The following is a 5,245-nucleotide window of genomic DNA, read 5'->3' as shown; positions in this document are numbered from 1 at the left end:
GAAAAGGGAATAGAACTTTACAAAGAGTATATAATAGAAGGCTCCCTCCGTTATGAAGGGGACGGTAGCCTGAGCGGACTAACAGACGAGCAAGTGCAATACCTCTCTGAATACGGAATGAAGGGGCAGCGGAACATCTACGCTTCCCACAAAAAAATCGAAGACAGGACAAATCAGCTCTTTTTGGGAAAGGACGTAAACTGGAACACCGATATTTTTGACCGAGATGAATTCAAAAATATTCCTGTCTGCTACTATGTAAATTCAGTATTTTTCCAGAGCAAAACCTACACGCTAGAAGACATGCTTTCCATGGAAAATGAAGACTTTAAGTTTCATATAGAAGTCTACTTTGACCCTGAATCTTGAAGTTCGGTTGGTAAGCTTTGTCGAACCACGGTTGAACACTGCCGAACAGCCCCCCAATCTTCAAGATAATCGAAGACAGAATTTTCTGAAACAAAATGTGCACAACCTGCAAAGACAAAAAATGTTCCGCCTGTTTCAAAATAGGACAAAAGCCTCTCCGCCCACTTTTTATTGCGCTCATCTTCTGTGGTAAGTTCCCTCATCTTTTCCATATCGCAGGCAAGATAGGCTTCGTATAAGTCCATGCTTGCAGAATTCATTTCCTGCTTAAAAGCTAAAGCATCAATTCCCGAAAGTATTTCTTTGAGCTGGGAAAGTTGCTCGTCGTAAGTTCCGCCGCTTATGGAATCGAGTTGTTCTTCCAATGTCTCAAGGCCAAGTACATCCTTTTTTTCTTCCACAGCCAGTTTGGAAAAATATTCGTCAAGGGAAAAATCAGGTGAAAGTTTGGACTGCACTTGTGGAGAAGAGCAAAGCGCCATAATCATGCACCAAGGTTCAAGCAGGGTCAGAAAGTCGATTGTCTCGTCATCAAGTATAAGGCGGAGCTTTTCTTTTTCTGCAGCAGAAAGATTTTTAGTTACAGTCCGTCCAGCAGCCTTAGAAAAGCTTCCTGTAGTTCTTTCGCGGATTTCATCGCTGAACATCTTTAAGTCTTCTCCGCTTAGCTCAGAGATAAGTGTAGAAGATGAGTGAAAGGCCTTGAGGACATTTTTTTCTAAGGGATAAAGCCTTTCGTCTCCTACATGAATTGTGCCTTGGATATAAACTGTAAATTTCTTTCCGCTAGAATTGTAGCCACGGATTCGCCAAAACATCCGCTCTTCCATCTTTTCCAAAACAGGCAAAGACTTTCTGCCTGGAAATAAAGCCTTTGGTAGCGAAATACACGAAACGGATAAAAAGACAAATATAAAAGAGCACAATAAAAATAGAAAAGATGATTTTGAACTCACTCGATTGTGCCCTGAGAACGCATATATTCAAAGACGGATTTTTTTCCAACCCAATGGGCACAGCCTGCAAAAATAAAGCTCACACCGCCTTTCTCTAAAAAGCCCTTTATATCATTTGCCCAGTCTTCGTTGCGCCTGTCGTAGACAACCTTTAAGTATTCCTCTCCAAAGTCATCGTAGTCGCTTATGTCCTTTTCGTTGGATGATTGAGAAATCAATGCAACCTTTGCAACATCATCTGCAAGATATGCTGCGTACAAGTTTTCAAGTTCTGCCTTGGTTTCCTGAATTGATTTTGGGTCAGAACACTCTTTTATGGTAGCCTTTAAAATCTTTAGTTGCTGTTCGTAAGTTCCGAATGTAAGTACATCGAACTGGGCCTGTATGTCGTCAAGGCCAATTACTTCTTTGGAAGATTCAGAGGCAAGTTTTAAAAAATAGGAGTCAACTGAATAGTTAGCGCTAAGATCCGTAGTTTCCTGAACTGTCTTTCCCAAAAGCGAAAGGGAAAGCACCCAAGGTTCTGCCCTATCCAAAGATGTAACGACCATGGAAGAACCCAAAAGTGTATTGAGCGAAGCGATTTCTTCTTGGGAAAGACTGTCGCTTATTTTTTTGCCCCCAGCCTTTATAAAACTTTCCTGAATGAGGCGCACTGCTTTTATCTGTATGCTGTTCATATCATCTGCTGAAAGTTCTCCTGCAACAAGATCCGCAGAAGCAAAAGCATCCAGAACGGCTTTGTCTAGTGGAAAAAGATTTTTGGAGCCAATGTGAATAGTACCTTGAACATAGACGACGGAAGTTTTTCCTTCTTTATCTGTTCCGCTTATTTTCCAGAACATTCTAGAAGCTTCTTTTGTAACCTTAGCTTCAAAATCAACTATGTTTTTGATTTTGTATAGGAAAAATGCATCCATCTTAGACATTTCAGCAAGTTCCTCAACGGATCTTCCATCCTTGATTGCTGAATAGAATTGGAATAGCCTTTCATCTGTAGGGTTTATGAGATTGTCTTCAGTGTAATCAAGATATTCAAAACCATGCAATCCAATGTCTAAGGAACGGATAGCCTTTTGAATAGCTTCTTCATAGGTTCTGCCGATAGCCATTACCTCTCCAGTTGCCTTCATCTGAACGCCGATTTTTCTGTCTATGCCTTTAAACTTATCGAAAGGCCATCTTGGGATTTTTACAACAATATAATCGATAGATGGTTCAAAGGAAGCAGGAGTTTCCTTGGTAATGTCGTTTTTAATCTCATCCAATGTAAGACCAAGTGCAACCTTGGAGGATATTTTTGCAATAGGATAACCTGTTGCCTTGGATGCAAGCGCACTGCTTCTGCTTACACGAGGGTTTACCTCAATGATCTTATATTCATTTGTTTCAGGGTTTAATGCAAACTGGATATTACATCCACCATTAATTCCCAAGTTTCTGATAATCTTGATTGAAGCATCCCTTAAGCGTTGACAGACCTCATCATTTAAATTTTGAATAGGAGCAACTACTATACTGTCTCCTGTGTGAATACCCATAGGGTCCACATTTTCCATGTTACATACAATGATACAGGTGTCGTTTTTATCTCTCATGACCTCAAACTCGATTTCCTTCCAACCGAGAACTGATTCATCGATTAAAACCTGGTTAATGTAACTCATGTCAAGACCATGGTTTGTAATTTCAATAAGCTCTTCCTCATTGTTGGCCACTCCACCACCAGTACCTCCAAGGGTAAATGCGGGACGGACAATCACAGGATATCCAATATCCTCAACAGCTTCCAAAGCCTCTTCAACAGATTCGACAGCTTGACATTTAGGGATAGGCTCATTTAATCTATCCATAAAGTTAGCAAACAAGTCTCTGTCTTCCACATCAGCAATGGTTTGAACATCTGAACCAATAACCTTTATTCCTTCCAAAAGTCCTAATTTTCCAAGTTCAGTTGCTATGTTTAAACCTGTTTGTCCACCCATGGTAGGCAAAATAGCATCAATATTTTCCTTTTCTATAATTTGACGAACAAGTTCTGGAGTTAATGGTTCTGTATAGACAGTATCTGCCATATCCATATCAGTTTGGATTGTAGCAGGATTACTGTTAACCAGAACAGTTTCCAATCCTTCTTCTCTAAGTGATTTGCAAGCTTGAGAACCGGAGTAATCAAACTCAGCAGCTTGACCAATTTGAATAGGTCCAGAACCAATTATAAGCACTTTACTAATATCCTTATCAACAGGCATATTATCCTCTCTTAAATCCACATAAGTAATAATTCAATAATTCATAAATTTGATTTATAAAAAATACAATGAAATTCCAATTAAAATTGTTTATTTAACTAATTAATTACTAAACAACTCTCCAATTATTTAAATAAGCATTAAAAAGCTAATCTAATACTCCCTAATCATTTAAATAAGCATTAAAAAACTAATCTAATACTCCCTAATCATTTGACTGAACTCTTCAAACAAAACCCTTGTGTCATTTGGACCAGGACCTGATTCAGGGTGATACTGAATAGTTCTTAAAGGCAATTCCTTGTGTGCAAATCCTTCAGGAGTGCCATCATTTAAATTGATTTGGGTCAATTCCAAATCACTGCCCTTCAATGATTCCGGATCAATACAGAATCCATGATTTTGAGAAGTTATAAATACTTTTCCAGTCTTCAAGTCTTTTACAGGTTGGTTTGCTCCTCTGTGACCAAATTTCATCTTATAGGTAGTGGCACCAAAAGCCTTGGCAACAAGCTGTTGCCCCATACAAATACCGAATACAGGGAACTTGTTAATTAATTTTTCCACATTTTCAGTTGTGCTGTTAAGTCTTTCAGGATTTCCAGGACCTGAGGAAACCATAAGTCCATCTACACCATAATCCAAAATTGTTTGATAATCGGTATCATAAGGGAATAAAGCAACACCAATTTCATTTTCAAGGAAACAATTGATAATGTTCTTTTTGACACCGCAGTCAATAATTGCTACAGTCTTGTCAAAGTCACCGAAAGTCTTGATTTCAGGTGTGGAGACTAAAGGAACCAAATCCAAATCGATAATGCTTTTATGTTCACGAGCCTTAGCTACAAGTTCATCATCATCAATTTCTTCAGTAGCCAATGCCGCTTTTAAGGAACCTTTTTCACGGATTTTTAAAGTTAAGTCTCTTGTATCGATATCTTCAATTCCAGGAACTTTAAACTCCCTCAAGAACTCATCCAAGGTTTTGCGAGTTCCATAATTTGATAGATTCTTGCAAGCCTCCCTCACTACAAAACCTTCAACCTGTACCTTGTCTGATTGATACCAATCTTCACTGACTCCATAATTTCCTTCCAAAGGATAAGTGGACATTAAAATTTGTCCTTTAAAAGAAGGGTCAGTCAATGCCTCAGTATAACCGGACATACCAGTTGAAAAAGCAAGTTCACCTACGGTTACAGTTTCATAACCAAAGGCTTTTCCTTTTAGAACAGTTCCATCTTCCAAAGCTAATTTTGCCTCTCTTCCCATTTAATCACCATAATATTCATTGCATTTTTTAAAATATACTGATAAAAGTCAAGTATAGTAGTTAAATATAGTTTTTATATAATTTTTATATAGTTTTTTTATAGTTTTTATATAATTTTTATATAATTTTAACATAATTTTAATATAGATTTTTTATAAATTTGATTAATTAAAAGTACATTTTATTTTCCTTAATTATTTATGTAATTTATTTAATTTAAAATGTTCCATAAACAAATTTCCAAAAAACAACCGAACGGAAAATTGTACCGATTAATGATAAATTAAAAATATGCCTATAAAAATACATATTTAATAAATTTTCATTATAATATAATATATGTAAAATTGAATATTTTAACTTATCTATTGAAAATAAATCATTTATAAATT

General features: G+C 36.9%; 4 protein-coding genes and 1 pseudogene. 1 reads left to right on the top strand and 4 read right to left on the bottom strand.

Going from position 1 to position 5,245, the window contains the following annotated elements; genetic code table 11:
* Window positions 1-117: 117 nt before the first annotated feature.
* A complete protein-coding gene (locus Q0138_RS09295; RefSeq protein WP_297983847.1) occupies window positions 118-369 on the top strand; it encodes a hypothetical protein in 252 nt (83 codons plus the stop codon).
* On the opposite strand, the gene Q0138_RS09290 is transcribed toward Q0138_RS09295, so the two are convergent.
* From Q0138_RS09290 to carA, 4 genes and pseudogenes are all read right to left on the bottom strand, one after another.
* Complete coding sequence (locus tag Q0138_RS09290) at window positions 348-1,199, bottom strand: TraB/GumN family protein (protein WP_297983844.1); 852 nt, start codon at window positions 1,197-1,199, stop codon at window positions 348-350. The two genes, Q0138_RS09295 and Q0138_RS09290, sit on opposite strands and share 22 nt — an antisense overlap.
* Before the next feature lie 122 nt (window positions 1,200-1,321).
* A complete protein-coding gene (locus tag Q0138_RS09285; protein ID WP_297983851.1) occupies window positions 1,322-2,170 on the bottom strand; it encodes a TraB/GumN family protein in 849 nt (282 codons plus the stop codon).
* Window positions 2,171-2,179: 9 nt separating this feature from the next.
* Window positions 2,180-3,577, bottom strand: a pseudogene (gene carB, locus Q0138_RS09280) (carbamoyl-phosphate synthase large subunit); the annotation flags it as partial.
* Between the two features lie 195 nt (window positions 3,578-3,772).
* Window positions 3,773-4,852 carry a glutamine-hydrolyzing carbamoyl-phosphate synthase small subunit gene (carA, locus tag Q0138_RS09275; RefSeq protein ID WP_297983841.1) on the bottom strand — a complete coding sequence of 360 codons (1,080 nt, stop codon included), beginning with the start codon at window positions 4,850-4,852 and terminating at the stop codon, window positions 3,773-3,775.
* Between the last annotated feature and the right edge of the window lie 393 nt (window positions 4,853-5,245).

The sequence above is a fragment of the uncultured Methanobrevibacter sp. genome (genome assembly GCF_937906425.1).
Taxonomy (GTDB): Archaea; Methanobacteriota; Methanobacteria; order Methanobacteriales; family Methanobacteriaceae; genus Methanobrevibacter.
Note: the sequence above shows the minus strand (reverse complement) of the source record. Positions and strands in the feature narration are given on the sequence as shown.

Excerpts from the sequence above, each read along its gene's own strand:
- Q0138_RS09295 (WP_297983847.1), top strand. The coding sequence starts at position 118 with ATGAAGGGGCAGCGGAACATCTACGCTTCCCACAAAAAAATCGAAGAC.
- Q0138_RS09290 (WP_297983844.1), bottom strand. The coding sequence starts at position 1,199 with ATGGAAGAGCGGATGTTTTGGCGAATCCGTGGCTACAATTCTAGCGGA.
- Q0138_RS09285 (WP_297983851.1), bottom strand. The coding sequence starts at position 2,170 with ATGTTCTGGAAAATAAGCGGAACAGATAAAGAAGGAAAAACTTCCGTC.
- carA (WP_297983841.1), bottom strand. The coding sequence starts at position 4,852 with ATGGGAAGAGAGGCAAAATTAGCTTTGGAAGATGGAACTGTTCTAAAA.